Here is a 23,720-nt window from a genome sequence, read left to right as displayed (position 1 = left end):
ATTCATTACTCAGAAAAATTATTTAATCGATTCGTCATTTCTTTTGACAAGGAATCTAGAAGAGATATTACTTTTCTGTATTCCATCCTTGTAGGTCCGATTAAAGAAATTGTTCCGATATGTTTACCATGCATTGTGTAAGAAGCATTGATGACACTGCAATCCTTCATCGCTTCATGCTGGTTCTCAGTTCCGATTTTTACCGTTACACCTTCTTCAGTCGAAGAAACGAGCTTTTCCATCAAGTCTCTTGTTTCCAAAAAGTCTAACAGTGGTCGTACCTTATCAAGATCTCTAAATTCTGGCTGGGAGAGCATATTCGTTTTCCCGCCATAAAACAGCTTTTCCTTTTTGCTCCAAAGGAGAAGCTGATCTAGGAATACACTAACATTTTGATAATCTTTCAGATGTTTTTTAAACACAGCCGTTAGTTCCATCTGAATTCTGCTGTTCAGCTCTACTAACCGTACACCTGCAAGTCTTTCGTTTAGAATATTAACAAGCTTCTCCAAATCGGACGGCTCGATAGAATTCGGTAGTACGATCTGTCTGTTTTCAACATGACCGGTGTTTGTTACAAATATCGCAACGGCCATTTGTGATGACAACGGAATGATCTGCATATGACGAAGTTTCATATCAAGAGCGTTCGGACCAAGAACAACAGATGTATAGTTTGTTAAATCTGATAAGATTTTTGCAGATTGGTCGAATAGCACTTCAGCTTCTTGAACTTTTGCAGTTGATAAAAGTTCAGTTGTCTCCATTTCGTTCGGTGAAACAAAGATGGAAGGCAGCAGGTGATCCACATAGAAACGATAGCCTTTCTCCGAAGGTATTCTTCCAGAAGAAGTATGGGTTTTCTCTAAGAATCCAAGATCCTCAAGGTCTGCCAGTTCATTTCGAATCGTAGCAGGACTGTAGGTAATGTCTTCTCTTTTAGAGAGTGTACGGGAACCTACAGGCTCAACATGCTTAATGTAATCGTCAATTAATACACGTAAGATATAGAGTTGGCGTTCCGTTAACATCCCATCACCTCGTTTGTTAGCACTCAACAGAAGCGAGTGCTAAATCTATAATATAAGGTACCAAAAGGTAGTCTTTGTTGTCAATCTAAAACTACCCCAATAAATTCTTGGAATACTTCGTTTCCTAGCGGCCGTCCATCTTCAGTAAGGAACAGTCTTCCATCCCGCGTTCCAAGCCAGCCTTTTTGTATCATTCTTTGGATAGGCTCCTTATATACTTCAAACATGGAATAACCGTACCGATCGATAAAGACATGGTCTGAGACACCTTCTTGTTTACGAAGACCCATAAACATTTCCTCTTCCATTTTTTCTGTAAGTGTCACCGGATGCTCTTCAATATAAGGAAATCCATGGTCCTCTATTAAGTTCATATACGGTTTTAATGGACCCGCGTTCCTTCTTCTTGTCCCTTCAACATAGCTGTGAGCGCCTGCTCCAATTCCGAAATATTCGTTATTGTTCCAGTATTGCAGATTGTGTTTGCTTTCAAACCCTGGAATGGCGAAATTACTAATCTCATATTGACGGTATCCCTTCTTATCCAAAGATTCGATTAAGTAATCATACATCTCTGCTTCAAGCTCGTGTTCAGGAAGAACAAGTTTCCCTTTTTGAGCCAGGTTGTAAAATACCGTTTTCTTTTCAATCTGTAAAGAATAGGACGAAATGTGAGGAACATCAAGCTCCAGAGCCTTGTCTACTGATTCTTTGAACATCTCCATCGTCTGTCCGGGTAGACCAAACATCAAATCGATAGACATGTTATCAATCCCTGCTCTTTTCGCCTCTGAAACTGTTCGATAAACATCCTCTTTATCATGTGTTCTTCCGAGTTTTTTTAATAGGGATGATTGAAAGGCCTGTACACCAATACTCAGTCTGTTAACACCATTCTCTTTTAACACTCTTATTTTCTCTTTTGTTGTTTGTTCAGGATTTGCTTCGACGGTGAATTCTTTAAGATTTTCACTTGAGAATACGTGATTCACATCTTGTAAAAACGTATTGAGCTGACTCTCACTTAAAGAGGTCGGAGTACCTCCTCCTACAAAGATCGTTTCCATACTATAGTTCGGAAAACGGGCAGTCGTGTTGATCATTTCTTTCTTCATCGAAATAAGATATTCATCTACAGGCTGCTGATGTATGAAAATTTTATTGAAATCGCAATAGTTACAAATCTGAACACAAAACGGAATATGGAGATATACAGCTTTAAGCAACCGATTCACCGCCTTTTCTCAAAAAATGAGGAAAGACCGCAGAATTCCCTTTGCGGTCTTTTCACTGCTTTTATTTGTTATTATTCGTGTCATCCATACGAAGCACTGCCATGAAAGCTTCTTGAGGAACGTCAACACGACCGATCGTTTTCATACGCTTCTTACCTTCTTTTTGCTTATCAAGCAATTTACGCTTTCGGGAAATGTCTCCGCCATAACATTTTGCTAATACGTTCTTACGCAACGCCTTAATGTTAGACCGGGCAACAATCTTCTGACCGATAGCCGCTTGGATAGGTACCTCAAACTGCTGTCTAGGAATAAGCTCTTTTAACTTTTCAACGACTACTTTCCCGCGCTCATAGGCAAAGTCTTTATGAACGATTACAGATAAAGCATCAATCTTTTCTGCATTTAGAAGTATTTCCATCTTAACCAGTTTTGAAGGCTTATAACCAATCAGCTCGTAGTCAAGGGATGCATATCCTTTTGTACTGGATTTTAACTGATCAAAGAAATCATAAACGATCTCAGATAGAGGGATCTCATACAATACGTTAACTCGATTGTTCTCCAAATAATCCATCGTCAGGAAAATCCCACGTTTCTTTTGACAGATCTCCATGATCGCACCTACATAATCATTCGGTGTCATAATAGATGCTTTTACATAAGGTTCTTCAACTACACTGATCTTCTGTGCGTCTGGCATGTTAGCCGGATTATCAACAACAATCTTCTCACCATCAGTCATCGTAACGTTATAGATAACACTCGGTGCAGTAGCGATCAGGTCAATGTTAAATTCACGCTCGATACGTTCTTGGATGATCTCCATGTGAAGTAATCCAAGGAACCCGCATCTGAAACCAAACCCAAGCGCCTGAGATGTTTCCGGCTCATATTGAAGTGCAGAATCATTCAGAACAAGTCGTTCTAACGCTTCACGCAGATCATTGTATTTTGCCGTATCTACCGGATATAGTCCACAGTAAACCATCGGATTCATCTTTCTATATCCAGGAAGCGGTTCAGTTGCTCCTTTAACAGCGCTCGTGATGGTATCACCGACTTGGGTATCGCCAACATTTTTGATCGATGCAGTCAGGTATCCAACATCACCAACTGTTAAAAAGTCTTTTTGAACGGCTTTAGGTGTAAAGACTCCGAGTTCAAGAACTTCAAACTCTTTCCCCGTAGCCATCATCTTGATTTTATCTCCGATTTTAACTGTTCCCTCAGCAATACGTATATACGTTACTACGCCTCGATAAGGATCATATAAAGAGTCAAAGATCAACGCTTTTAGAGGACCTTCAGGATCCCCTTGTGGAGCTGGTACCTTTTCCACAATTTGCTCTAAGATATCTTCAATACCTATTCCTGCTTTTGCAGAGGCAAGAACTGCATCTGATGCGTCAAGCCCGATTACATCTTCAACTTCCTGGCGAACTCGTTCTGGTTCTGCACTAGGCAAATCAATCTTATTGATAACTGGAAGAATCTCAAGGTCGTTCTCAAGAGCAAGATAAACGTTTGCAAGCGTTTGTGCTTCGATTCCTTGAGCAGCATCAACAATCAATAGAGCTCCTTCACAAGCAGCTAAGCTTCTAGATACCTCATATGTAAAATCTACATGTCCAGGCGTATCGATTAGGTGGAAGGTATAGACTTCTCCATCTTTTGCTTTATATTGAAGCTGTACAGCATTTAATTTGATCGTAATTCCACGTTCCCGTTCCAAATCCATGGAATCCAAAAGTTGTTCTTTCATCTCACGCTGAGTTAAGGCACTTGTTACTTCTAGAATACGGTCAGCTAGAGTAGACTTTCCATGGTCGATATGTGCAATAATGGAAAAATTCCGTATTTTAGATTGTCTTTTTAATTTCTCTTCTCTGTTCATTATACGTTCACTCCTACAATTTTAGGAAAAGTCACTAGCTTTGATTATAGCAATACAAGATACACCTTTCAATGACAACCTATAAAAATAGGGATTCAAACAAAAGGGGGTGACCCAATAGGTCCAATTACGATCCTTTTAGGTCATCCCCCACATGAGATTTTAGAATGGAAGGAAATCTTTGCATGGAAGTGTGACCGACCAACATCAGCCTTCCTTTTTTTATAAAAGTCCTATTGAAGTTTTACGGTACGTGTTTTTATATTTGTTACACGTTCGCGTAAGTTGTTCCACTTTCGCGCAGAGATATATTTTGCTTGGAATCATAAAAAAATCAGTAACTCGTGCATCAAAACGTCCTTTTTCTCTTACTTTCATATAAAAAGAGGCCAGAACTCAAAAGTTTAAAAACTTTTGAGTTAGCCCCCTGGTGAGAATACATCAAGCATTTCTTGAATGATAATACCCAGTACCGAAATCATGACACTGAAAGCTGACGAGATCCATGAAGTGAGTTTCTGACCAAATGCAGAGAAGACATTAAACGAATCGATCTTATTTAACGTTTCTTGTTTTGTTTTAATATCATGGTTTGATGCTTTTTTAACATCCGAAGAAATGTGATCATTCATGGATTCTATGCTCTCTTTTGAAGGAACTCCTTTAAGTTCATTCATCTCAAAATGCGCCTTTTGAATACCAAATAAGACACCGAATAAAAGCAGAGCCGTAATTCCAAAACACTTTAACATAAATTTCGTCATTTGGATTTCCTCCTTGTTTACAAGGATGTACCATTCAAATTTATGCAGCAGCTTGTCCAAACATGACTACTTAACTTCATATTGTCCTTTAGGCAGTAGCGAAATCTCGCTAAACACTCAGTATTTTTAATGTGTATAGGAAGAGGCATTTCCTTGATCGATCTGTCCATGAAGCGCCGTATTCAGTCCATTAGCTATAACGTTTGCCATATCCTCTATAAAGACATCCACTTCTTTCGGGGTAACCATCAGATTATGACCGATCGGTGCTAATACCTCCCGTATTAATCTAAGCTTCTCTTCTTCCTCCAAAACACCCACAATACCTAGGAATGACTTTCTGTGTTCTTCTCCAGGCAGATCTTCATCGGTTAAAATTTTCTTTTCGCCAAATGTCATACCGGCAGGAAGAAGTGATTTAGAAGGTTTATCTTTTTCATTCATCTCTCGTCCGAAGTGCTTTAAGATAAAATCGATTGTATCACTTGTAATGGTAGCCGCATCGACAACTGTAGGGATTCCAATTGAAATAACAGGAATACCGAGCGTTTCTTTACTTAATTCTTTCCGTTTATTACCGACTCCTGATCCCGGGTGAATACCCGTGTTCGAAACTTGAATGGTTGAATTCACTCTTTCGATCGACCGAGAAGCTAATGCATCAATTGCAATAACAAAATCCGGACTGACCCTTTTGACAATTCCATCGATGATATCACTCGTTTCGATCCCTGTGATTCCCATAACACCAGGAGATATTGCACATACTGGTCTAAAACCTTCTTCAACATTCTCTGGAGCCAGTTCGAATAAATGCTTCGTTATCGTCAAGTTCTCTACTACAAGCGGTCCAAGTGAATCCGGTGTAACATTCCAGTTACCTAACCCTACTACTAAGCAGGTATCGTCTTGTTTTACACCTTCCTCTCTTAAAAAATGATTAAAGTCCCTTGCAAAGACTTCTTGGACTCTTTCTTGAAGCTTCGAATCTTTTTCACGGATGCCCTGTACTTCAAAGGTGAGGTATAGCCCTGGTTTTTTACCTGTAGCTTCAGCACCTTTTTCATCGATCTCTACTCTTACACATTTGATCCCATCTTCGTCTCTTTCTTTTATTATGACCCCTTCAATAGAGCTTTTGTTTTCAACTTCTTCTTCTTTTAATAGCATATCGTGAGCTTCAATGGCTAAATCTGTCCGAACGGAATATGCTTGAAGATCTAAGTCTTTACCCATAATCTGCCACCATCCTTTAAAAAGTATTTTTGCCGCAACTGTTCCTTTTCATTCTTGTATTGCATTTAAATCGCGATTTTGATAGAATACTTTGTGTCCTATTTTTTGCAACGGAAAGCAATTTTGTTGCATCATGGTTCATTTAGGGAGGTGAATGGATTGGCTAATATTAAATCAGCAATTAAACGTGTAAAAACAAACGAAAAGCGTCGTGCTCATAACGCTTCACTTAAGTCTGGCATGCGTACTGCGATTAAAAACTTTGAAACACTTGCAGCATCAAACAATGTTGAAGGTGCTCAGGCGGCATTTGTTACTGCTTCTAAGAAGATTGACAAAGCAGCAAACAAAGGACTTATCCACAAAAATGCAGCTTCTCGCCAAAAGTCTCGTCTAGCGAAGGCTTTAAACGGTGTTAACGCATAAATAAAAGGATGAAACCTCAAAAAACGGCCTTACACCAATAGGTCGTTTTTTTATTTTTGCAGTTTTTAGCAGTTATAAAAAAGAAGCAAACCATCACAAGGTGGTTTGCTTCTTTTTTTCATTTAAACATGATAAATCCATTCCCTTTATACGAAGGAATTGCTTTGCTTCGCTTGAGAAAGTTTAATGATCTCCATTTCTAAGAGGAGCGTCTTATCCATCTGACCTGTTTTCATCTTATAATCCGTTTCCGCAAATTCATCCAGGCTATTCCTTAAAAAACTTTCATCAAATTGACTCGCATGCTTACTAGCTAATTTTACAGCGTAAGGATGCAATTTGAGTGCCGAGGCGATCTGTTTCTCTCCGTACCCTTTTTTTTGAAGTTCTTTCACTCCATTTATGATTCTAAACTGGCGTGTAATGAGTGCATGAATTTGGATCGGTTCTTGATTTTGTTTCATCAGATCATAAAAACTTCTTAATGCCGCTTCTGTACGTTTATGGACAACATGATCTACGAGAGCAAAAACATCGTCTTCTAACGTTCTGGCTACTAGCTCATCCACAGTTTCTCTCGTAATGGTTCCTTCATTGCCCACGAACAATGCCATTTTCTCCATCTCTTTCGCAAGTACTGACATTTTGGTTCCCAATCTTGAAAGGAGCAGTTCAGCGGCATCTGTTTCGATCGAAACATTTAACGATTGAGCTTCCTTATAAAGCCACTTTTCTGCAGTATCATTACTTAACTGAGAGACTTGTATGATCTCAGCCTGCGATTTTAACTGTTTGACGATTTTTTTCCTTTCGTCAAGCTTCTCATAGGGAACTACGACTACAAGCGTTGTATATTCTGCTGGATTTAGTATGTATTGTTCAAACACTTTGATGTCATGTTCGATCTTAGCCTTTTCTTTAGCCGCAGTAAGGAATGCAGCATTTTTCATAACAACAATCCTGCGATCACCTAAAAAAGGCATCGTTTCAGCATCTTCCATCACTTCCTGAACAGCTATTTCATCCAGGTTATGTACACTTAAATTGAAGTCTCTTTCATCGGGAGCTAACAAAGAGGAAATCGCTTGTATGGCTTCCTCAGCTAAGTAAAGCTCAGTTCCCCATATTAGGTAAATGGGAGATGTGTTTTTATTTTTTATGTTTTTTTTCAATGCATCGACTGTAAGCACCTTTTTCACCCCTCTTTAATCCTATGGCGAAAAGAAATGTTTTGCAAGCAAAAGAAGGAACAAGCGCTTGCCTGTTCCTTCATTTATGATGAACACTAACACACGAACTGTGTAGCTCCTGTGCTAGCTTTATTTAGGATATCCTATGCTGAAAATTTTTATTGGTGACAACGAATAGCAGCATTGGTAAGTTTTTGATAAAAGCATGAAAGAAAGCATTTTCAGTATGGATTTTTTGAAAACGATAACGTATACTAAAGATGGATTAGGAGGGCTGTCACATGAACCATTTTGAAAAAGATGTACAGAGCAAGCGTAACGACCTTATTGATTCCGGTGTAGGCTTTGTCGTTTCCTTTGGATTCTTTACAGTTATTTTTGCCATCGGGGTCATTCTTAAAGCAATTGCATAATACATAAAAAAGAGCCGAATCTTTATATTCGGTTCTTTTTTTTATTGAACAGAATGAATCTCCAAGTCCTTTTTGGAAACCTCAAAAATAATATCCCCATTCTGATCGGTTCGGTATATCGTAATCTTCTTCCTTTTCAATCGGGTCATGACATCTTTTGCGGGATGGCCATAAATGTTATTCCGACCGGAGCTTATAACCGCAAATTCAGGTTCTACCACCTTTAAAAATTGCTCAGTACTAGAAGTAGCACTCCCATGGTGTGCTACTTTCAATACATCTGCTCTCAACATCGAAAAATTTTGAATGATTTCGTGTTCTCCTTCCTTTTCTATATCACCAGTTAATAAAAACGAAGTATGATAAAGCTTTAACCAAAGTACAATCGATCTATTGTTTGATGATGAATTTCTCTCACTAGGATGCAGAACAAAAAATTGAGAATTACCAATCCCCCACTGCACTCCCTTTTTCAAACGGTTTATGGCAACCCCATTTCGTTTCCCTGATTGCATAACTTCCATTTCAAGTTTGCTTGCATTTTTGTTCCGGGGAAGATATAAAGTCTGAACAGGAAAATTCTTTAGTAAAAATTCCGCTCCTCCTGCATGATCCATATCAGCATGACTTAATATTATTCGATCAAGCTTTCTGATTCCTCTTCCTTTTATAAACGGGAGGACAACTTTTTTTGTGACATCATATTCTTCATTAGGCACTTCCCACTCTTCTTTCTCAAAAGAGACCGTTCCCCCAGTATCAATGAGAAACACCCCTTTCCGAAAAGGTAGCTCGATTAGAATGCTGTCTCCTTGACCAACATTAATAAAAGATACCCTAGCTGAAGGGTTCAAATAGGGAATACATACTTGCAGCACTATTACCAATAGAAACGGAACACAAAAACGAAACAGAAGGCGTTCGTTCCTTTCCCAGGCATAAAACACAAGGAGTATAGCTAAATTATAGGTGAAAAATAGCCATGTAGCCGGACGTCCCAGTAGAAGTGTCCCATTGACCAATTGCACCACTTCTAAAATAGAAACAGAACCTTCAAAAAGAAATTGAACCGGAATTTCCAGTAAATATAACGCACTGGGAATAAAGCATGAAACAGCTACTATAAAAACTGAAACGGGAAATAAAACAACAGATACAAAAGGAATATATAGAATGTTCATCGGAAGTGACCAGAGGGAGAATTCAAAAAAATGATACAAAATGATTGGAAATGAAAATAACGAGCACATAAAAGAAGTGATAAAGAGAAGTTGAGTGTTTGACCTGGTTTTAAACAAGGAGATCGATGTGATGAGAACGAACGTCATTAAAAAAGAAAGCTGAAAACCAAGATCAAATGCATAAAGAGGGTTCCAAAACAACATCGCGATAAAAACAAGAGACAATAATACGGCTGGATGGATCTTTTTTTGAAAGACGATAAAACATAATGCAAGCATCCCCATGGCTCCTGCTCGGACAATGGAGCTTTCACCGCCAGTTAATATTATGTAAACAGGAAGAAAAATGACGATACATACAAAAGCAAGTTCTTTTACCATACCCATTCTTACAAACACCAAATATAAGAAATACGACACAATACCTACGTTAAAACCAGAAACAGCTAATAGATGTGTTAACCCTAACTTCTGATAGGAATCCAGTGTCTCCGTTTCAATCTTCTCACGGTATCCAAAAACAAGAGCATTTATTAATCCTGCAGTATTTTGAGTAAAGTGAGCTTCTAATTGCTTTATACTTTTACTTCTCCAAACTTTAATTCTAATACTTACATTTTTCTTATCGACTTTTATACAACTGTTAGAATCTAATTGGGATGGTTCAAGAATCCAATGGATGTTTTTGTTATGCAAAAATTCCCGGTAATCCATACCATAATAATGAGACCGTGGTTCAGGTTCTTGAAGTGATCCATTCAGAGTACAGTTCATGCCGACCTCAAGGTGGTTTAACCTTTGTTTTTCAGCGGCTGAACTCATTTTGTACCGGACAACAAGAATTTCTCGTGAGGTTTTGTATTGAAAAGTAATCACTTTGCCGTTACTCTTAGGAATCGATTCTATCGTGCCTTGGAAATCGATTATATGCGGAGTATATATTGAGGTGTTTTTTTGTTCATACCATTGGTGGTAAAAAAAGAAAAGCGGAAGAAAGAGGAGAACAACAATCGCCTTACTTCTTAGCTGAAAAATGATTACGATAACCAGGAAAACAATAAGGACAATCCCAGTTACCGATATCATTTTTGAAGACCAGACTCCTGTTAGAGCAAAAAATGCACTAAGAACAGCAAGCCGTTGGTTCATCAATCAACTTGGTATAAAAGCTGAAGGAGGGATAGTCATTTCTACTTTCTCGACAGTCACTCCAGCTTCTTTAAACTGTTCAATACTATATGGATGATTTTTGTAATCTTCCCCGTAATAAATTTTCTTTATGCCGCTTTGAATGATTGATCGGCAGCAATGGAGACATGGAAAATGTGTGACATACATTTCAGCGCCATCGGTCGGAACACCAAACTTCGCACATTGAAGAAGAGCGTTCATCTCAGCATGAATCGTTCTTACACAGTGGCCATCTATTACATAACATCCTTCATCTATACAGTGGACACCGCCGGATATGGAACCATTATAACCCCCAGCGATAATCCGTTTATCTCTTACAATCGTCGCACCTACAGCTAAACGGGTACACGTACTCCGCAAAGCAAGCAGCTGGCTTTGCGCCATAAAGTATTCATTCCAGGAAATACGTTTCATTTCCTATCCCTCCTTGTTCTATAATCTATAGTGTAGACTCAGCAAAAAAGCAGGTCAACCAAAACCATTATCGGAATTTAATTTTATCTTTCCATTCTTCAATGGTTTTCTCCCCAATCCCCCGAACTTCTAACAGCTCCTCGATCGATTCAAAGGGACCAAATTCCTCACGATAGGAAATGATGCTTTGAGCTTTAGAAGGACCGATACCACTAAGTGTCTGTAGTTCAGTTAAGTCAGCGGCATTAATATTTAATGATTTTTCTGTTTCGATTTCCGGATCAGAAGATATGGATTGTACCTCTTCGCCTTTAGCTGCAACATAAATAATCATCTCATCCGTCACTTTCTCAGCCTGATTCACTGATCGCCATTCTGCTTCTTCCAAAAAACCTCCAGCTTTTTTAATTGCGTCAATTACGCGGTCTCCCTTGTTCAATTCATATACACCCGGTCTATTAACACTGCCTTGGACATCGACCATTATTGGACCTAAGCCAACTACTTCTTCCTCATTTTTTGTAGTACCAGAGTCAACCTTTTCTGTTTCATCTTTTACCAAAGGTAAGGGATCGGAGGAAGTTACTGTATCAGGAGGATGATTGATCTGATTGAAAATAAATATTCCTAATAATAGGAAAAGAAAAAAACCAACACCTGTCACCAAATTTAGATGCTTTTTCAACAGAATCACAAAAGTCACCCCTTTTTTAATTGAAGCATAACGTTACAAAATCATAATCAAAACTTCGAGCGCATAGATTTTAAGGTAGAGGAAGGAGGTTAAGGTATGAAGATCGGAATTATCGGGACCGGGAATATGGGAAGCGTCCTTGTAGCTTCTTTCATAGAATCTTCAGCCATTACCCCAACACGGTTAATGGTTACTAACCGCACCCTATCTAAAGCGGAAAGGCTAAAACATGCCTATCCAAAGATTAAGATCGGGAATAAACCAGAAGAAGTATTTCGGTTCGCTGATATCGTATTTATTTGTGTGAAACCACATGAATTTTATTCTTTGCTTTCAACCAATAAAAACTATATTTCTAAACATCAGTTGCTTGTATCGATTACAAGTCCTATTTCATGTGAACAGCTTGAAGACCTACTTGATTGCAATATAGCGAGAGCCATTCCAAGTATTAATAATCGAGCTTTGTCAGGGTCTTCTCTTATTTCGTTTGGCAGCCGCTGTCATCCTGATTATAAAGAAAAATTAATTACTCTTATGTCATTCATCTCAAACCCTTTGGAAATTGATGAGAACATCACTAGAGTGTCTTCGGATATCGCAAGCTGCGGTCCGGCCTTTATCGGCTATGTGCTGCAATGTTTAGTTAATAGTGCAGTTAACCAGACTGATATCACGAAAGCACAAGCTACTCAGTTAGCCAGTGACATGATCATCGGCATGGGTAAATTACTTGAGAAAGAAGTTTATACACTGCCTACGCTTATTCAAAAAGTATGTGTAAAAGGCGGTATTACGGGAGAAGGAATTAAGATCTTAAGCAATGATATGGATGAAGTGTTTGATAAAGTCATACAGCGAACTCATGAAAAATATCATGAAGAATGCGAAAAAGTTAATCAGCAGTTCGAGGTAAAAGAAGAACTAAAGTAATCTTATCTAGTCCATTATAAAAGACGGTAAAGAAAAAAGCCGGAATGAAAATCCGGCTTTTTTATAGTTCATCAAACCCATTATCGTCAGAAACCTTTGTGTACTGTCTCGATTTCTGTTCAAAAAAATCACTTTTTCCTGAATTAACATCGGAATATGCTTTAATCCAAGGAAGAGGGTTTTTCTTGTATTCTGGATATAATTTTTCAAATCCTAGCTCGTTTAATCGTTTATTTGCCATAAACTTAATATAGTCTTCCAAGTCATTGATATTAATTCCCTCGAATGATTCACCGATAATATAGTTGCTCCATTTGATTTCAAGTTCCGCTGCGGTTTTAAACGTTTCTTTTGCAAATTGTCTAAGCTCTTCATTATTAAGTTCTGAATAATCTTGCAGAACAGCTTTGAATATATTGCAAAACAAGTAAACGTGCAATTGTTCATCCCTGTTTATATAATTGATCATCGTAGAAGTAGATACCATTTTTTGATTTCTAGCCAAGTTATAAAAGAAACTGAAACCTGAATAAAAGTTTAACCCTTCCAAGATCACATCATAAATAATAGATTTAATGAACGTCTCTGGAGTAGGATTCTCTACAAAATCTTCATAGCCCCGTGCAATAAAATCATTTCTTTCACGCAATACTTCATCCGTTTTCCAGTATTCAAAGATTTCATCCTGTTTCCATTTAGGGACTAGGGAAGATAACACGTAAGAATAGGATTGATTATGTACAACCTCTTGAAAAGATAGGGTTGCCATAAGCGCTGAGAGACTAGAGTCTGTTAGATAGGCAGAAACTCGGCTCGAATAATCCGTTTGGACGCTGTCTAAGAAAGCAAGCAGTCCAATTATTTTATTGAATGTATCCTTCTCTTTTTCAGAAAGGTTCACATATTGTTTACCGTCACTGGACATATTGATCTCAAATGGTGTCCAAAAGTTTGACAGCATATTTTTATAAAGCGGATAAGCCCAAGAAAAACGGACGTCGTCCCAATTCAGGATATTTGAGCTATTTCCATTAATAATCTTTGTTGAAGCGTTCGGCGCACTGGTGTCATATATCTTTCTTTCTTGTAATTCTATGTTCTCTTTAACTTTCACAGCTTTCACACCCTTCAAGTTCGATTGATGTTGACCTAGTGTAATAAGTTGTTTTAAGTCCTTTTTCAAAACTAAGCAAATGAAGGTCCAGCAGGTCTTTTGCTTTTATATCATGAGTTACATAAAGATTAAACGAGATCGACTGATCAACATGTCTTTGTCTTGCTGCGTTCTGTAAAATACTCCATCTTTGATCAATATGAAAAGCTGATTTATAGAACCAAGCTGTCTCAGCGTTCAGATCTGGTGCCGTTACAGGTATCTTGTAGTTTTTCTTTTCTTCCGAATAAAACTTTTTAAAGATAGGATCAACACTTGGCGTTGAATTTGCGATGATTGACGTTGATGAATTAGGTGCAACCGCAATGAGATAACCATTTCTTATTCCTTGATCTTTTACTTTTTCAATTAGATGCTTCCATTTTTCAGAATCGTAATCTCTCTTTGTGAAATAATCTCCAGAATCCCAGTCTGATCCTTCAAATGCCGCGTACTTCCCTTTTTCTTTTGCGAGATCACTGCTCGCATTAATAACATGATAGTTAATCTCTTCATAAAGTTTATCTGCATAAGCGACAGCCTCTTCACTTTCCCACTTTACCCCCTCTTTTGCGAGAAGGTGATGCCAACCAAAGGTTCCAACTCCTATCGCTCTATATTTTTTGTTCGTAAGGACCGCCTGCGGAACATCTATAGAGTTATGATCTATCACGTTATCGAGCATTCTGACTTGTATGTCTATCACTCTCTTTAATACTTGATCTCCAACCACTCTTGCTAGAGAAAGAGAGGATAAATTACACACAACATAGTCACCCGGTGTTTTCCGAATAATGATCTCCCCGTCTTCCGTTTCTTCTGATTTAACGGTCGTTGCAGACATGTTCTGCATAATTTCCGTACAAAGATTAGATGCGTAAACCATACCTTTATGCGGGTTAGGATTCAGTCTGTTAACCGTATCTCTGTAGAACATAAATGGTGTACCCGTTTCAAGCTGTGATTTCATGATCCTTTTCATTATTTCGATCGCAGGCACACATTGCTTTGAAAGTCTTTCATCGCTGATGCATTCCTCATATCTTGTTCTGAAGCTTCCGTTTCCTTTTTCTTCATCATAAAAATCTTCCAGCGAATAACCTTTATAACGTCTTACTTCATGCGGGTCGAACAAATACCAATCTTCACGCCTTTCTACTTTTTCCATAAATACATCCGGAATACATACTCCTGTGAAAAGATCATGCGTTCTCATCCGTTCATCGCCATTATTTAATTTTGCGTCTAAGAACTCAAAAATATCTTTATGCCACACATCCAGATATACCGCAATCGCTCCCTGTCTTTGTCCAAGCTGATCTACGGAAACGGCTGTATTATTCAGTTGCTTCATCCATGGGATCACACCGGAAGAATTGCCTTTAAAACCTCGGATATCTGATCCTCTAGAACGAATTTTTCCAAGATAGACTCCTAGTCCTCCCCCACCTTTTGATACAGTCGCGGCATCTGTATTTGAATCAAAAATACCTCGAAGACTATCATCGACGGTATCTATGAAACATGAACTAAGCTGTCCATAACTTTTACCTGCATTCGCTAAAGTTGGAGTAGCCACGGTCATGTACTGATTTGAAAGTGCCCAATACGCTTCCTTTACAAGCTCCATCCGATGTTTCTGATCCTCATTTTTCATTAAGAATAGAGCGATCACCATCCATCGTTCCTGAGGAAGTTCATATAACTCATGGTTAAATCCTTTAGCAAGGTATCTATCAGCCAGAGTCTTTAATCCGATATATGTAAAAAGTTCGTCTCTTTCAGGAACAATCCACTTTTCCGCTTCTTTAATTTCATGAGCACTGTAAGAAGAGAGCAGATCTCGGTGATAGATCTTAAGATCAACTAAATGTTCAATAAGTCCATATAAATTTGAATAGGGCTGTTTCTCACCGAATCCTTTATTCTCCTGCACTTCTTCATATAGCTGCTTTATATAAAGACGAGCTGCTACAAACGTCCATTGTGGTTCTTCCATACTTAAGCAGTTCAAAGCTTCCATGATCAACTGTTTATAAAGCGATGACCGATTGGTGTTTTTTAACTCTAATTCTTTCGCTCTCTCTAAAAATCTTTCTCCCTCAAGCTCAGGAAATGATGCCACACAATCTGCCAGCCAATCCCTGAGACTTAAAGTCGTTAATGTATTTTCCATTTCAATACCACTCCTTAATAAAAATAAAAACCCCTCTTCATCGGGAAGAGGGGTTAGGAACGTTTAGAACACATACAAGACGATCGCTTGTGTTAAATACCGTTCTTTCTCCCAATCCCCGAGGAAAAGAAAACAGAAGATTCAGGCAGGTCTACTGGCTTATGCTTCATCCTACTCTGGGCCTTCCCATACAGCAGCCATTTAAATAGCTTACATATACAGTGGCAGTTCCATTTCGTCCACAATTACAGTTGCGGGGACAGCTTCGGCATCTAACCGAATTCCCTTTTAAGCCGGCATCATTCCGGCACCTAAGATCTCCATATATAGGTTTGTGATATTAACTTTGACACTAAATATAGTATTTGTCAATAAAAAAGTAGTTTCATAGACTCCTTTTTATTGCGCGGTATATCCCCCATCTATTACGATCGCTTGCCCAGTAACACCTTTCGCTTTTTCACTTGAAAGAAAAAGCGTATAATTTGCAATCTCCTGAACATCTAACAAACGTTTTTGAGGAACTAATGGATAAATAACTTCTTCTAAAACTTTTTCAAGTTCGACTTTACGAGTTTTTGCAAGGTCTTCAAGCTGGCCCCTTACAAGTGGGGTGTCTACATATCCAGGACAAACAGCATTTACCGTTATTCCGTGCTCCGCCCCCTCTAAAGCCGCTACTTTTGTTAAACCGATCACACCGTGTTTAGCACTATTGTATGCGGCCTTACCTGCAAAGCCAACCAACCCATTTATCGATGCCATATTTATTATACGACCAAAACCCTGCTCTTTCATGATCGGAAAAACATGTTTTGTTGCCATGAATGGTGCTGTAAGCATGACACTTAACAGCTGCTGAAATTTTTCAGTTGGAAATTCTTCTAGCGGGGAAACATATTGCAGTCCAGCATTATTGATCAATACATCAATTCGATTATAATGTTGAAGAGTTTCATCAAGTGCAACCTTCAAATTGTCTTCATCTGTTACATTACATCCTAAGCCTAGACAATGGAACCCCTTATTTGTAAGTTTATCTGCAGTGGCCTTAGCTTTTTCAGCATCTAAGTCACTGATCACTACCTTTGCACCATTTTCCGCAAAAGACTTAGCTAGCTCAAGCCCAATACCACTAGCTGCCCCCGTAATAAACACAACTCGATCCCGTACGAACGATTCCACTGATCTCCACTCCTTCTATCATTTAATTTACACGATCCCGACCATATAATAGAGTCCGATGATAACAAATACTGCGACCGTTTTAATAAGAGTCATGGCAAAAATATCGATATACGCCTGCTTATGAGTTAAGCCTGTTACTGCTAACAGTGTTATTACGGCTCCATTGTGGGGCAGTGTGTCCATGCCCCCACTCGCCATAGAAGCAACACGATGAAGAACCTCTGGATCGATTCCCAGCTTGTTTGCTTGCTCGATATAGGTTTCACTCATCGTTGCAAGTGCAATACTCATACCCCCTGAAGCTGAACCTGTAATACCCGCTAACGTCGTTGTTGTTACAGCTTCGTTTACTAACGGGTCTTTAATCGTATTTGACATGGCATTATTTACGGCTGCAAACCCTGGTAGTGCTGCAATTACTCCACCGAATCCATATTCAGATGCCGTGTTTAAAGTAGCGAGCAACGCACCACCTATAGATATATTGAGTCCTTTATTGAAATTATCTTTAATTCTTTTAAAAGAGAATAGCAACACAGTGATTATCCCAATCACTAAGGCTCCTTCAACAGCCCATACTGCAGCAAGTGCTGGAATCTGGATAGCCGGTACATCTTTCATTCCAATTGCTGAGAAATCAAATGTCTTGCCATAATATTTAGGAATGAGAACTGTAAACCACTTATTAAAGACACCAACTAATATAAGAGGCAAAATCGCGACAAAAGCATTTGGAAGATTCTCAGATTCAATTTTTTCAGGTTCATTGCTATGGCCTGTACCATATCCTTCACCTTTAGCAGCTGCCTGCCTTCTTCTCCATTCTAAGTAGATCATCCCTATTACAAAAACGAATAAACCACCTATAAAACCTAACCAAGGAGCAGCCCATGTCGTTGTTCCGAAGAATGATGTCGGAATAATATTTTGAATCTGTGGGCTTCCGGGAAAAGCATCCATTGTAAATGTAAAAGCACCGAGTGCAATGGTTCCAGGAATAAGCCTCTTCGGAATGTTTGCAAGTCTAAATAATTCCGCTGCAAATGGATAAAGCGCAAAAGCTACTACGAAAAGCGATACACCGCCGTAGGTAAGAATAGCCCCTACAAGTACGATAGCCAGCATAGCACGAGACGGTCCGATTATTTTGATCACAAACTGGGTGATTGACTTTGCGAACCCAGACATCTCAACGACTTTACCAAATATCGCTCCCAGTAAGAATACTGGGAAATACAACTTAATAAAACCTACCATCTTCTCCATAAATACACCCGAGAAAAACGGCAGTACATGTCCCGGTTCAGTTAGCAAAACAGCAAACAAAGCAGCGATTGGAGCGAATAAGATAACACTAAATCCACGATAAGCTACAAACATCAAGAAAAATAATGATAATAAAATAATAATAATTTCCATTTCAATCCTCCATTTCTAAGGTCAAATAACTAAGAATATAAAAGCGCTTACATTTTTATAGCTCTTTCTCCCTTCTCCTAAAATAACACCTATTGTTTCTATTGCAAGTTCTATGCCAATTAAAAACTGGCAGAACAAGGACTACGCTACTGACAATTTTCCGGGAAACCGGAAAATCATAACTTATAAATGAATCCATTCTATCCTTTTAGACGTTCTTCCCAAACAAGCAGATAAAAAAGTTAATAAAATGATCGATTCCGATAAAACGGAATAATCTTCCGCTTTATCGGAATTTAAAGTTTCGATTTTAAATGTTGTATTTTTTTATTTTATCGTATAAATTTGTTTTTCCGATCCCCAAAGCACTAGCTACCGCCTTAACATTTCCGTTCATCCTTTTCAAATAGGAACTAATGATTTTTTTCTCTGTTTCATGAACATAGTCCTTTAAGGATTTATGAGTTTCTTGAACTTCTAATTGTTCGCGAAGAAAGTCCGGAAAAACATCAAGAGAAATCTGATCGCTTTGTGTAAGCTGAATAGCAGCTTCAACAAAATTTTTCAGTTCCCTCGTATTTCCTGGCCAAGAATAATACAGTAAAGCTTCTTTAACATCATCGTCAATTTTTAGGATCCTTTTTCCCGTCTCCCTGCAATTAGATTTGATAAAGTTTTCGGCTAATGGCCAAATATCTTCTTTTCTATCACGAAGCGGTGGAATTTGAATCTGTAATACATTGATCCGGTAGAACAAGTCCTCTCTAAATTTATTTTCTTCTATTAGCTGTTCTAACGGTCTGTTTGTCGCAGCGATTACCCTAACGTTCACTTTTTGGGAACGTAATGATCCAACAGGCTCAACTTCTTTTTCTTGAAGAACACGAAGTAGTTTTATTTGCATATTTTGAGGCAGATCACCTATTTCATCTAAAAATAAAGTGCCGCCGTCTGCCATCTGAAACTTTCCTGGCTTTCCGCCTCTTTTTGCCCCGGTAAATGCTCCTTCCGCATAACCAAAAAGCTCAGATTCAAATAAGTGTTCAGGTACCGCTCCGCAATTTATTTTTATAAAGGGCTTAGCGCTCCTTTCACTCAACTGGTGAATACTATGGGCCAATAGTTCTTTCCCTGTACCGCTTTCCCCCCGGATTAGTACGGACAAATCACCACTTGCTATCGTTTTAACACGCTCTTTAATACTTCTGACTTCATCAGATACTCCTATAAAATCATTAAGAGTATAAGAGGCTCCGTTTAGTTCTTGCCATTCTTTTTTATAGAAATCAAGCTCATGCAAGAGGGCTTTTATATGAGAATTCATTTTCTTCCATTGTTCAGTATCTCTGAAGATTACAGTCCCTACAGCACCGATTACTTTTCCTTTATGAAAAATAGGGATGCGATTTGCGATCATATAATTACCCCTGATGAACTGCAGATCAGCAATCTCCACTCTCCCTTGAAGCACAGCTTTATGCATCCTTGTGTTTTCAATTACGTTAGTTACATGCTTCCCAATAACTTCACTTGGATTTTCTCCTAAAAACTCACAATAGGTTTTGTTCATGTATTGAACGATACCTTCATGATCCACAACCACAATCCATTCGTAAGCACTGTCAATAATCGTCTCTAAAATATTGTGTTTTAATAAAGGGTCATTATTCAACATGCATCGTTTACCTCATTTCCAGAGAACTATCGTGCTTTTAATTGTACCGTACAATATAAAATTTCTCATAAAAAAAGACAGCACTTAGCTGTCTTTACGATTTCTGGGCAATAAACAATATTCTTTCACTTTGTTCAGATGGTTTCTGATCTTCAAAATCTGCCGTTATGCTCAAAACTTCAAAGCGGCACTCATTTAACCATCTGGAATAATCATCCGTTGAAAACGTTCTTTGTATATGTAATTCATCGTACCGTTCATAATGATGATGATTACGTATAAAAAAGGATAGATCGTGCTCTACACTGTTCTCAAATTCACCTTGATAACAATGCCAAATGTAAGAGATCTCTTCATCGTTGCTACCAAAGGTACTCTCAATGAATACTTCATTGATCTTATGTATAGAATGCACATCAAAAATAAACAGACCTTCTGGTTCTAAATGATTCCATGCTGAAAGGAAGGTTTGTTTTACGTCTTCTTCCGTTAAAATATAATTAAGAGAATCGCATAGAATGGTCACACAATCAAATGTTCCCAGGCCTTCTAGTTCTCTCATGTCCTGTTGGAAAAGGGAAAGTGGAATATTTTCATTTTCAGCCTTTTCTTTTGCTACCATCAGCATATCTGAAGAGAGGTCAACACCAGTCACTTCATAACCTTCTTTGGCTAGCAAGATAGGCATCGAACCTGTTCCGCAGCCTATATCTAATAATCGTTTAGTATTCGGACGAAAAGCAAACACAGCATTATGAATGAATGACAGCCATTTTGAATATGGGGCATCTGCCATTAATTCATCATAAAGATAAGCAAACTTCTGGTAACTCATTATTACATGTTTTCTTGGGGTGCAAGAATTGCTTCGACATCTACTGTATTTGCATCTCCCCATAATTTCTCTAAGTTATAATAGCCACGGTCATCACGATGAAACACATGTACCACTACATTGCCAAGATCAATTAATACCCAGCGAGCATGATCATATCCTTCCATTCTCCGCAGCTGGATGTTGTTTTCGAGCGCTACATCTTTGAGTTCTTTTGATATTGCCTGAACTTGTTTTTCCGAATTACCATGACAGATCACAAAATAATCCGCGACTAGAGAAATTCCTTCCATGTCTAAAACGGTAATGTTTTCCGCTCTTTTATCGTCTGCCGTCTTAACCACTAATTCCATCAGACTTTTAACATTCATCAAATGCACTCCTCCTCGTTCTTATTTTGAGTCTCGTCCATTAGACCATTATACGTTTCAAGGGTTAACGGATAGATTTTTTGGTTTTGTCTCATCAAAAAATTTATTGTGTTTTTTACCGCCATTAAACAGGCTGTGTTCAAATCTTTTTCAGCTTCTTCCCTTACTTCATCTACTCCCGGAAATTGCCTGTTAGGTTCAATGTAATCCGCCAAAAAAATTACTTTTTCTAACGTGTTCATATTTGATTTACCCGTTGTATGGTAATAGATAGCACTTAAAACTTCTTTATCATATATCCCAATTTCCTTTTCTACTAAGAAAGCACCAACCGGAGCATGAAGTACTTCACTTCCATAATGCAAAAGATCTGGGGGAAGATTTTCATTTTTTACGATGTTACGCATTTCATCTTTAGGACGAAACTTTGCATAATCATGAAAGATGGCAGCAGTTTCTGTTTTTTTTAAATCTGCACCATACAGCTTTGCAAGTTTTAAACTTGTATCGAGTACACCTAGCGTGTGTACATAACGATGTTCGGTCAGATGTTTTTTAACTGTTTCTAGCGCCTTATCTCTATCCATAAATCCGGTGCTCCTCGATATACTTCCATACGTCATCCGTAACAAAATAACGAATATTACTTTTCTCTTTTGCTTTAGAACGAATAAATGTAGAAGATATTCCTATAGTAGGTACTTCTACAAGTTTTACATGAAACCTCTCCCAATGGTCATCGACTGGAAAACCTTCTCGGCCTACTCCAGCAAATTGGACAAGCTCCTTCAACTGGTCGATTTGATGCCAGCTGTCAAGCGAGTGCACCATATCTCCACCAATAATAAAAGTAAATTTTACACTTGGAAATTTCTCATTTAAAGAGCGGACCGTATCAATAGTATATGATGGACCGCTTCTCTCAAATTCAAGTAAAGAAAGGGAGAATTGATTATTGTTTCCAATCGTCTTCTTAACCATTTCGATACGATGATTATCAGAAACATCCTCGACTTTCTTCTTATGTGGAGGATTTGAAGCCGGCATCCACCACACTTCATCTAAATTCAGTTGTTTTAATGCTTCCTGGGCAATCATTAAATGACCAATGTGTGGTGGATTAAACGTTCCTCCGAAGAGACCAATATTTTTCTCCAAATTTCTCACTCCTTATGGGAGTTCAATACGTTTCTGATTAACAGATTCTTTATAAAGCACGATCGTACTGCCAATAACTTGTACTAACTCAGCTTTAGATCCTGTTGAAAGTTCTTCTGCGACTGTATCTTTATCTTCTTCACAGTTTTGAAGAACGCTTACTTTTATTAATTCTCGAGCTTCGAGTGCATCCTCTACTTGCTTAATGAGGTTTTCATTCACCCCACCTTTTCCTACCTGAAAAATAGGCTGAATATGATGAGCTTTTGATCGTAAAAATCTTTTTTGTTTTCCTGTAAGCATAATTACCTCCTGAGTTGTTCTATAACTGCTTCTTTCATTTTATCTGTATTCGGAAAAATTCCTGTCCATTTTTCAAATGCCATCGCACCTTGCATGACAAGCATTGAGACACCATTATCTATAATGGCGCCTTTATTTTCTGCTGATTGCAGCCACTTTGTCTGAAGAGGATTATAAACAATATCAGATACAACCGCATCTTCTTTTAATTGAGCTAGTGGAAGAGGCTCAGTATCCACATTTGGGTACATGCCTGCATTCGTAGTATTTACCAAAACATCAAAGCGGAAAAGTTCATTTTCCGCTTCCTTTAAGGATAAGGGTTCTATACATGAATGATTTAAATCTTTTACTAATAGAGCCAATCTCTCTGGTGAACGATTAGCAATAAAGAGTTTTTTCGGATTTTCTTTTAACATGGCATAAGCGATCGACCTCGCCGCTCCACCTGCTCCGATTAAAAGAATATTCAGCTCAGAAATTGGACGGCTGATTTTTTCTTTCAGTCCCAATAAAAAGCCTTTGCCATCCGTGTTATACCCAATTAGTTTCCCCTTCTTATTAACAATAGTATTAACCGCTCCTATCTTCTTTGCTTCAGGATCAATCTCGTCTAAAAAGGGAATTACTGCTACTTTATGCGGGATGGTAACATTACAGCCTGCATAATCACTCTGTTTGAAGTCATGTAAAAAAGAAGGCAATTCACTAGAAGTCACCCTCTTCTTTTCATACGAACCTTCTATTCCTGCTTGGATGAACGCTTCGTTATGCATGACCGGCGATAACGAATGTTCTATGGGGTCACCGATAACCAATGCTTTTATCATTAGA

Annotated in this window: 23 protein-coding genes and 1 riboswitch; of the genes, 3 read left to right on the top strand and 20 right to left on the bottom strand. The window is 38.3% G+C overall.

Translation table 11 applies throughout. The features are described 5' to 3' along the window. Positions 1-5: 5 nt before the first annotated feature. The 5 genes from hrcA to gpr form a co-directional block, all read right to left on the bottom strand. Positions 6-1,031 (bottom strand): heat-inducible transcriptional repressor HrcA, encoded by a 1,026-nt coding sequence (gene hrcA / locus M3206_RS00805; protein WP_251310607.1) that lies wholly within the window; start codon positions 1,029-1,031, stop codon positions 6-8. Positions 1,032-1,111: 80 nt separating this feature from the next. Further along, entirely contained in the window at positions 1,112-2,257 is a 1,146-nt protein-coding gene (gene hemW / locus M3206_RS00800) for a radical SAM family heme chaperone HemW (RefSeq protein ID WP_251310606.1), read from the bottom strand. Between the two features lie 70 nt (positions 2,258-2,327). Beyond that, on the bottom strand, positions 2,328-4,163 hold the full coding sequence (gene lepA / locus M3206_RS00795) for a translation elongation factor 4 (RefSeq protein WP_285876621.1): 1,836 nt from the start codon (positions 4,161-4,163) through the stop codon (positions 2,328-2,330). 419 nt (positions 4,164-4,582) lie between these two features. Beyond that, the gene (locus M3206_RS00790) at positions 4,583-4,927 is read right to left on the bottom strand and encodes a DUF3679 domain-containing protein (protein WP_251310605.1); all 345 of its coding nucleotides are present in this window, start codon (positions 4,925-4,927) and stop codon (positions 4,583-4,585) included. Between the two features lie 126 nt (positions 4,928-5,053). Next, positions 5,054-6,163 carry a GPR endopeptidase gene (gene gpr / locus M3206_RS00785; RefSeq protein ID WP_251310604.1) on the bottom strand — a complete coding sequence of 370 codons (1,110 nt, stop codon included), beginning with the start codon at positions 6,161-6,163 and terminating at the stop codon, positions 5,054-5,056. A gap of 159 nt (positions 6,164-6,322) precedes the next feature. Between gpr and rpsT the strand changes: the two genes are divergently transcribed. Next, entirely contained in the window at positions 6,323-6,589 is a 267-nt protein-coding gene (gene rpsT / locus M3206_RS00780) for a 30S ribosomal protein S20 (RefSeq protein WP_251310603.1), read from the top strand. A gap of 146 nt (positions 6,590-6,735) precedes the next feature. Here the strand turns inward: rpsT and holA are convergent, their stop codons facing one another. Further along, entirely contained in the window at positions 6,736-7,779 is a 1,044-nt protein-coding gene (holA, locus tag M3206_RS00775; RefSeq protein ID WP_251310602.1) for a DNA polymerase III subunit delta, read from the bottom strand. A 281-nt stretch (positions 7,780-8,060) separates the two neighbouring features. Between holA and M3206_RS00770 the strand changes: the two genes are divergently transcribed. Beyond that, the gene (locus M3206_RS00770; RefSeq protein WP_077359116.1) at positions 8,061-8,192 is read left to right on the top strand and encodes a YqzM family protein; all 132 of its coding nucleotides are present in this window, start codon (positions 8,061-8,063) and stop codon (positions 8,190-8,192) included. Positions 8,193-8,233: 41 nt separating this feature from the next. Here M3206_RS00770 and M3206_RS00765 read toward each other — a convergent pair whose 3' ends face one another. The 3 genes from M3206_RS00765 to M3206_RS00755 all read right to left on the bottom strand — a co-directional run bounded on the left by M3206_RS00765 (position 8,234) and on the right by M3206_RS00755 (position 11,675). Beyond that, positions 8,234-10,459 (bottom strand): DNA internalization-related competence protein ComEC/Rec2, encoded by a 2,226-nt coding sequence (locus tag M3206_RS00765; protein ID WP_251310601.1) that lies wholly within the window; start codon positions 10,457-10,459, stop codon positions 8,234-8,236. A gap of 66 nt (positions 10,460-10,525) precedes the next feature. Next, on the bottom strand, positions 10,526-10,981 hold the full coding sequence (locus M3206_RS00760) for a ComE operon protein 2 (RefSeq protein WP_066291133.1): 456 nt from the start codon (positions 10,979-10,981) through the stop codon (positions 10,526-10,528). Positions 10,982-11,048: 67 nt separating this feature from the next. After that, complete coding sequence (locus M3206_RS00755; protein WP_251310600.1) at positions 11,049-11,675, bottom strand: helix-hairpin-helix domain-containing protein; 627 nt, start codon at positions 11,673-11,675, stop codon at positions 11,049-11,051. 96 nt (positions 11,676-11,771) lie between these two features. Here M3206_RS00755 and comER point away from each other — a divergent pair, with 96 nt between their 5' ends. Next, on the top strand, positions 11,772-12,608 hold the full coding sequence (comER, locus tag M3206_RS00750; RefSeq protein WP_251310599.1) for a late competence protein ComER: 837 nt from the start codon (positions 11,772-11,774) through the stop codon (positions 12,606-12,608). Between the two features lie 61 nt (positions 12,609-12,669). Here the strand turns inward: comER and M3206_RS00745 are convergent, their stop codons facing one another. The 11 genes from M3206_RS00745 to aroE form a co-directional block, all read right to left on the bottom strand. Beyond that, positions 12,670-13,722 carry a ribonucleotide-diphosphate reductase subunit beta gene (locus M3206_RS00745; RefSeq protein WP_251310598.1) on the bottom strand — a complete coding sequence of 351 codons (1,053 nt, stop codon included), beginning with the start codon at positions 13,720-13,722 and terminating at the stop codon, positions 12,670-12,672. Then, positions 13,712-15,937, bottom strand: coding sequence for a ribonucleoside-diphosphate reductase subunit alpha (locus M3206_RS00740; protein ID WP_251310597.1), 2,226 nt, complete (start codon positions 15,935-15,937; stop codon positions 13,712-13,714). Before M3206_RS00740 ends, M3206_RS00745 begins: the two co-directional genes overlap by 11 nt. A 127-nt stretch (positions 15,938-16,064) precedes the next feature. Further along, positions 16,065-16,267, bottom strand: a riboswitch (cobalamin riboswitch). A gap of 69 nt (positions 16,268-16,336) precedes the next feature. Then, positions 16,337-17,122 carry a 3-hydroxybutyrate dehydrogenase gene (locus M3206_RS00735; RefSeq protein WP_251310596.1) on the bottom strand — a complete coding sequence of 262 codons (786 nt, stop codon included), beginning with the start codon at positions 17,120-17,122 and terminating at the stop codon, positions 16,337-16,339. A gap of 27 nt (positions 17,123-17,149) precedes the next feature. After that, positions 17,150-18,544 (bottom strand): GntP family permease, encoded by a 1,395-nt coding sequence (locus tag M3206_RS00730; protein WP_251310595.1) that lies wholly within the window; start codon positions 18,542-18,544, stop codon positions 17,150-17,152. A 310-nt stretch (positions 18,545-18,854) separates the two neighbouring features. Next, the gene (locus tag M3206_RS00725) at positions 18,855-20,219 is read right to left on the bottom strand and encodes a sigma-54 interaction domain-containing protein (protein WP_251310594.1); all 1,365 of its coding nucleotides are present in this window, start codon (positions 20,217-20,219) and stop codon (positions 18,855-18,857) included. Positions 20,220-20,313: 94 nt separating this feature from the next. Further along, positions 20,314-21,054 carry a class I SAM-dependent DNA methyltransferase gene (locus M3206_RS00720; protein ID WP_251310593.1) on the bottom strand — a complete coding sequence of 247 codons (741 nt, stop codon included), beginning with the start codon at positions 21,052-21,054 and terminating at the stop codon, positions 20,314-20,316. Between the two features lie 2 nt (positions 21,055-21,056). Further along, positions 21,057-21,425, bottom strand: a complete 369-nt coding sequence (gene rsfS, locus M3206_RS00715; RefSeq protein WP_251310752.1) for a ribosome silencing factor — start codon at positions 21,423-21,425, stop codon at positions 21,057-21,059. Further along, entirely contained in the window at positions 21,425-22,012 is a 588-nt protein-coding gene (gene yqeK, locus M3206_RS00710) for a bis(5'-nucleosyl)-tetraphosphatase (symmetrical) YqeK (RefSeq protein ID WP_251310592.1), read from the bottom strand. The genes rsfS and yqeK overlap by 1 nt, the downstream gene beginning before the upstream one ends. Then, on the bottom strand, positions 22,005-22,583 hold the full coding sequence (locus M3206_RS00705) for a nicotinate-nucleotide adenylyltransferase (RefSeq protein ID WP_251310591.1): 579 nt from the start codon (positions 22,581-22,583) through the stop codon (positions 22,005-22,007). Before M3206_RS00705 ends, yqeK begins: the two co-directional genes overlap by 8 nt. A 12-nt stretch (positions 22,584-22,595) precedes the next feature. Next, a complete protein-coding gene (yhbY, locus tag M3206_RS00700) occupies positions 22,596-22,886 on the bottom strand; it encodes a ribosome assembly RNA-binding protein YhbY (protein WP_251310590.1) in 291 nt (96 codons plus the stop codon). Between the two features lie 2 nt (positions 22,887-22,888). Continuing rightward, positions 22,889-23,716: a shikimate dehydrogenase gene (gene aroE / locus M3206_RS00695; RefSeq protein WP_251310589.1), complete on the bottom strand. Its 828-nt coding sequence runs from the start codon at positions 23,714-23,716 to the stop codon at positions 22,889-22,891. Positions 23,717-23,720: the final 4 nt, after the last annotated feature.

This window comes from Fictibacillus phosphorivorans (assembly GCF_023715845.1).
GTDB classification, from domain to species: Bacteria; Bacillota; Bacilli; order Bacillales; family Fictibacillaceae; genus Fictibacillus; species Fictibacillus phosphorivorans_D.
This window is presented reverse-complemented; position numbering and strand designations above follow the sequence as displayed.

Bases quoted from the DNA above. Each gene is read 5' to 3' on its own strand.
- hrcA (WP_251310607.1), bottom strand. From the start codon at position 1,031: ATGTTAACGGAACGCCAACTCTATATCTTACGTGTATTAATTGACGAT.
- lepA (WP_285876621.1), bottom strand. From the start codon at position 4,163: ATGAACAGAGAAGAGAAATTAAAAAGACAATCTAAAATACGGAATTTT.
- M3206_RS00790 (WP_251310605.1), bottom strand. From the start codon at position 4,927: ATGACGAAATTTATGTTAAAGTGTTTTGGAATTACGGCTCTGCTTTTA.
- gpr (WP_251310604.1), bottom strand. From the start codon at position 6,163: ATGGGTAAAGACTTAGATCTTCAAGCATATTCCGTTCGGACAGATTTA.
- M3206_RS00770 (WP_077359116.1), top strand. From the start codon at position 8,061: ATGAACCATTTTGAAAAAGATGTACAGAGCAAGCGTAACGACCTTATT.
- M3206_RS00765 (WP_251310601.1), bottom strand. From the start codon at position 10,459: ATGATATCGGTAACTGGGATTGTCCTTATTGTTTTCCTGGTTATCGTA.
- M3206_RS00760 (WP_066291133.1), bottom strand. From the start codon at position 10,981: ATGAAACGTATTTCCTGGAATGAATACTTTATGGCGCAAAGCCAGCTG.
- comER (WP_251310599.1), top strand. From the start codon at position 11,772: ATGAAGATCGGAATTATCGGGACCGGGAATATGGGAAGCGTCCTTGTA.
- M3206_RS00740 (WP_251310597.1), bottom strand. From the start codon at position 15,937: ATGGAAAATACATTAACGACTTTAAGTCTCAGGGATTGGCTGGCAGAT.
- M3206_RS00730 (WP_251310595.1), bottom strand. From the start codon at position 18,544: ATGGAAATTATTATTATTTTATTATCATTATTTTTCTTGATGTTTGTA.
- M3206_RS00725 (WP_251310594.1), bottom strand. From the start codon at position 20,219: ATGTTGAATAATGACCCTTTATTAAAACACAATATTTTAGAGACGATT.
- M3206_RS00720 (WP_251310593.1), bottom strand. From the start codon at position 21,054: ATGAGTTACCAGAAGTTTGCTTATCTTTATGATGAATTAATGGCAGAT.
- rsfS (WP_251310752.1), bottom strand. From the start codon at position 21,425: ATGAATGTTAAAAGTCTGATGGAATTAGTGGTTAAGACGGCAGACGAT.
- yqeK (WP_251310592.1), bottom strand. From the start codon at position 22,012: ATGGATAGAGATAAGGCGCTAGAAACAGTTAAAAAACATCTGACCGAA.
- yhbY (WP_251310590.1), bottom strand. From the start codon at position 22,886: ATGCTTACAGGAAAACAAAAAAGATTTTTACGATCAAAAGCTCATCAT.
- aroE (WP_251310589.1), bottom strand. From the start codon at position 23,716: ATGATAAAAGCATTGGTTATCGGTGACCCCATAGAACATTCGTTATCG.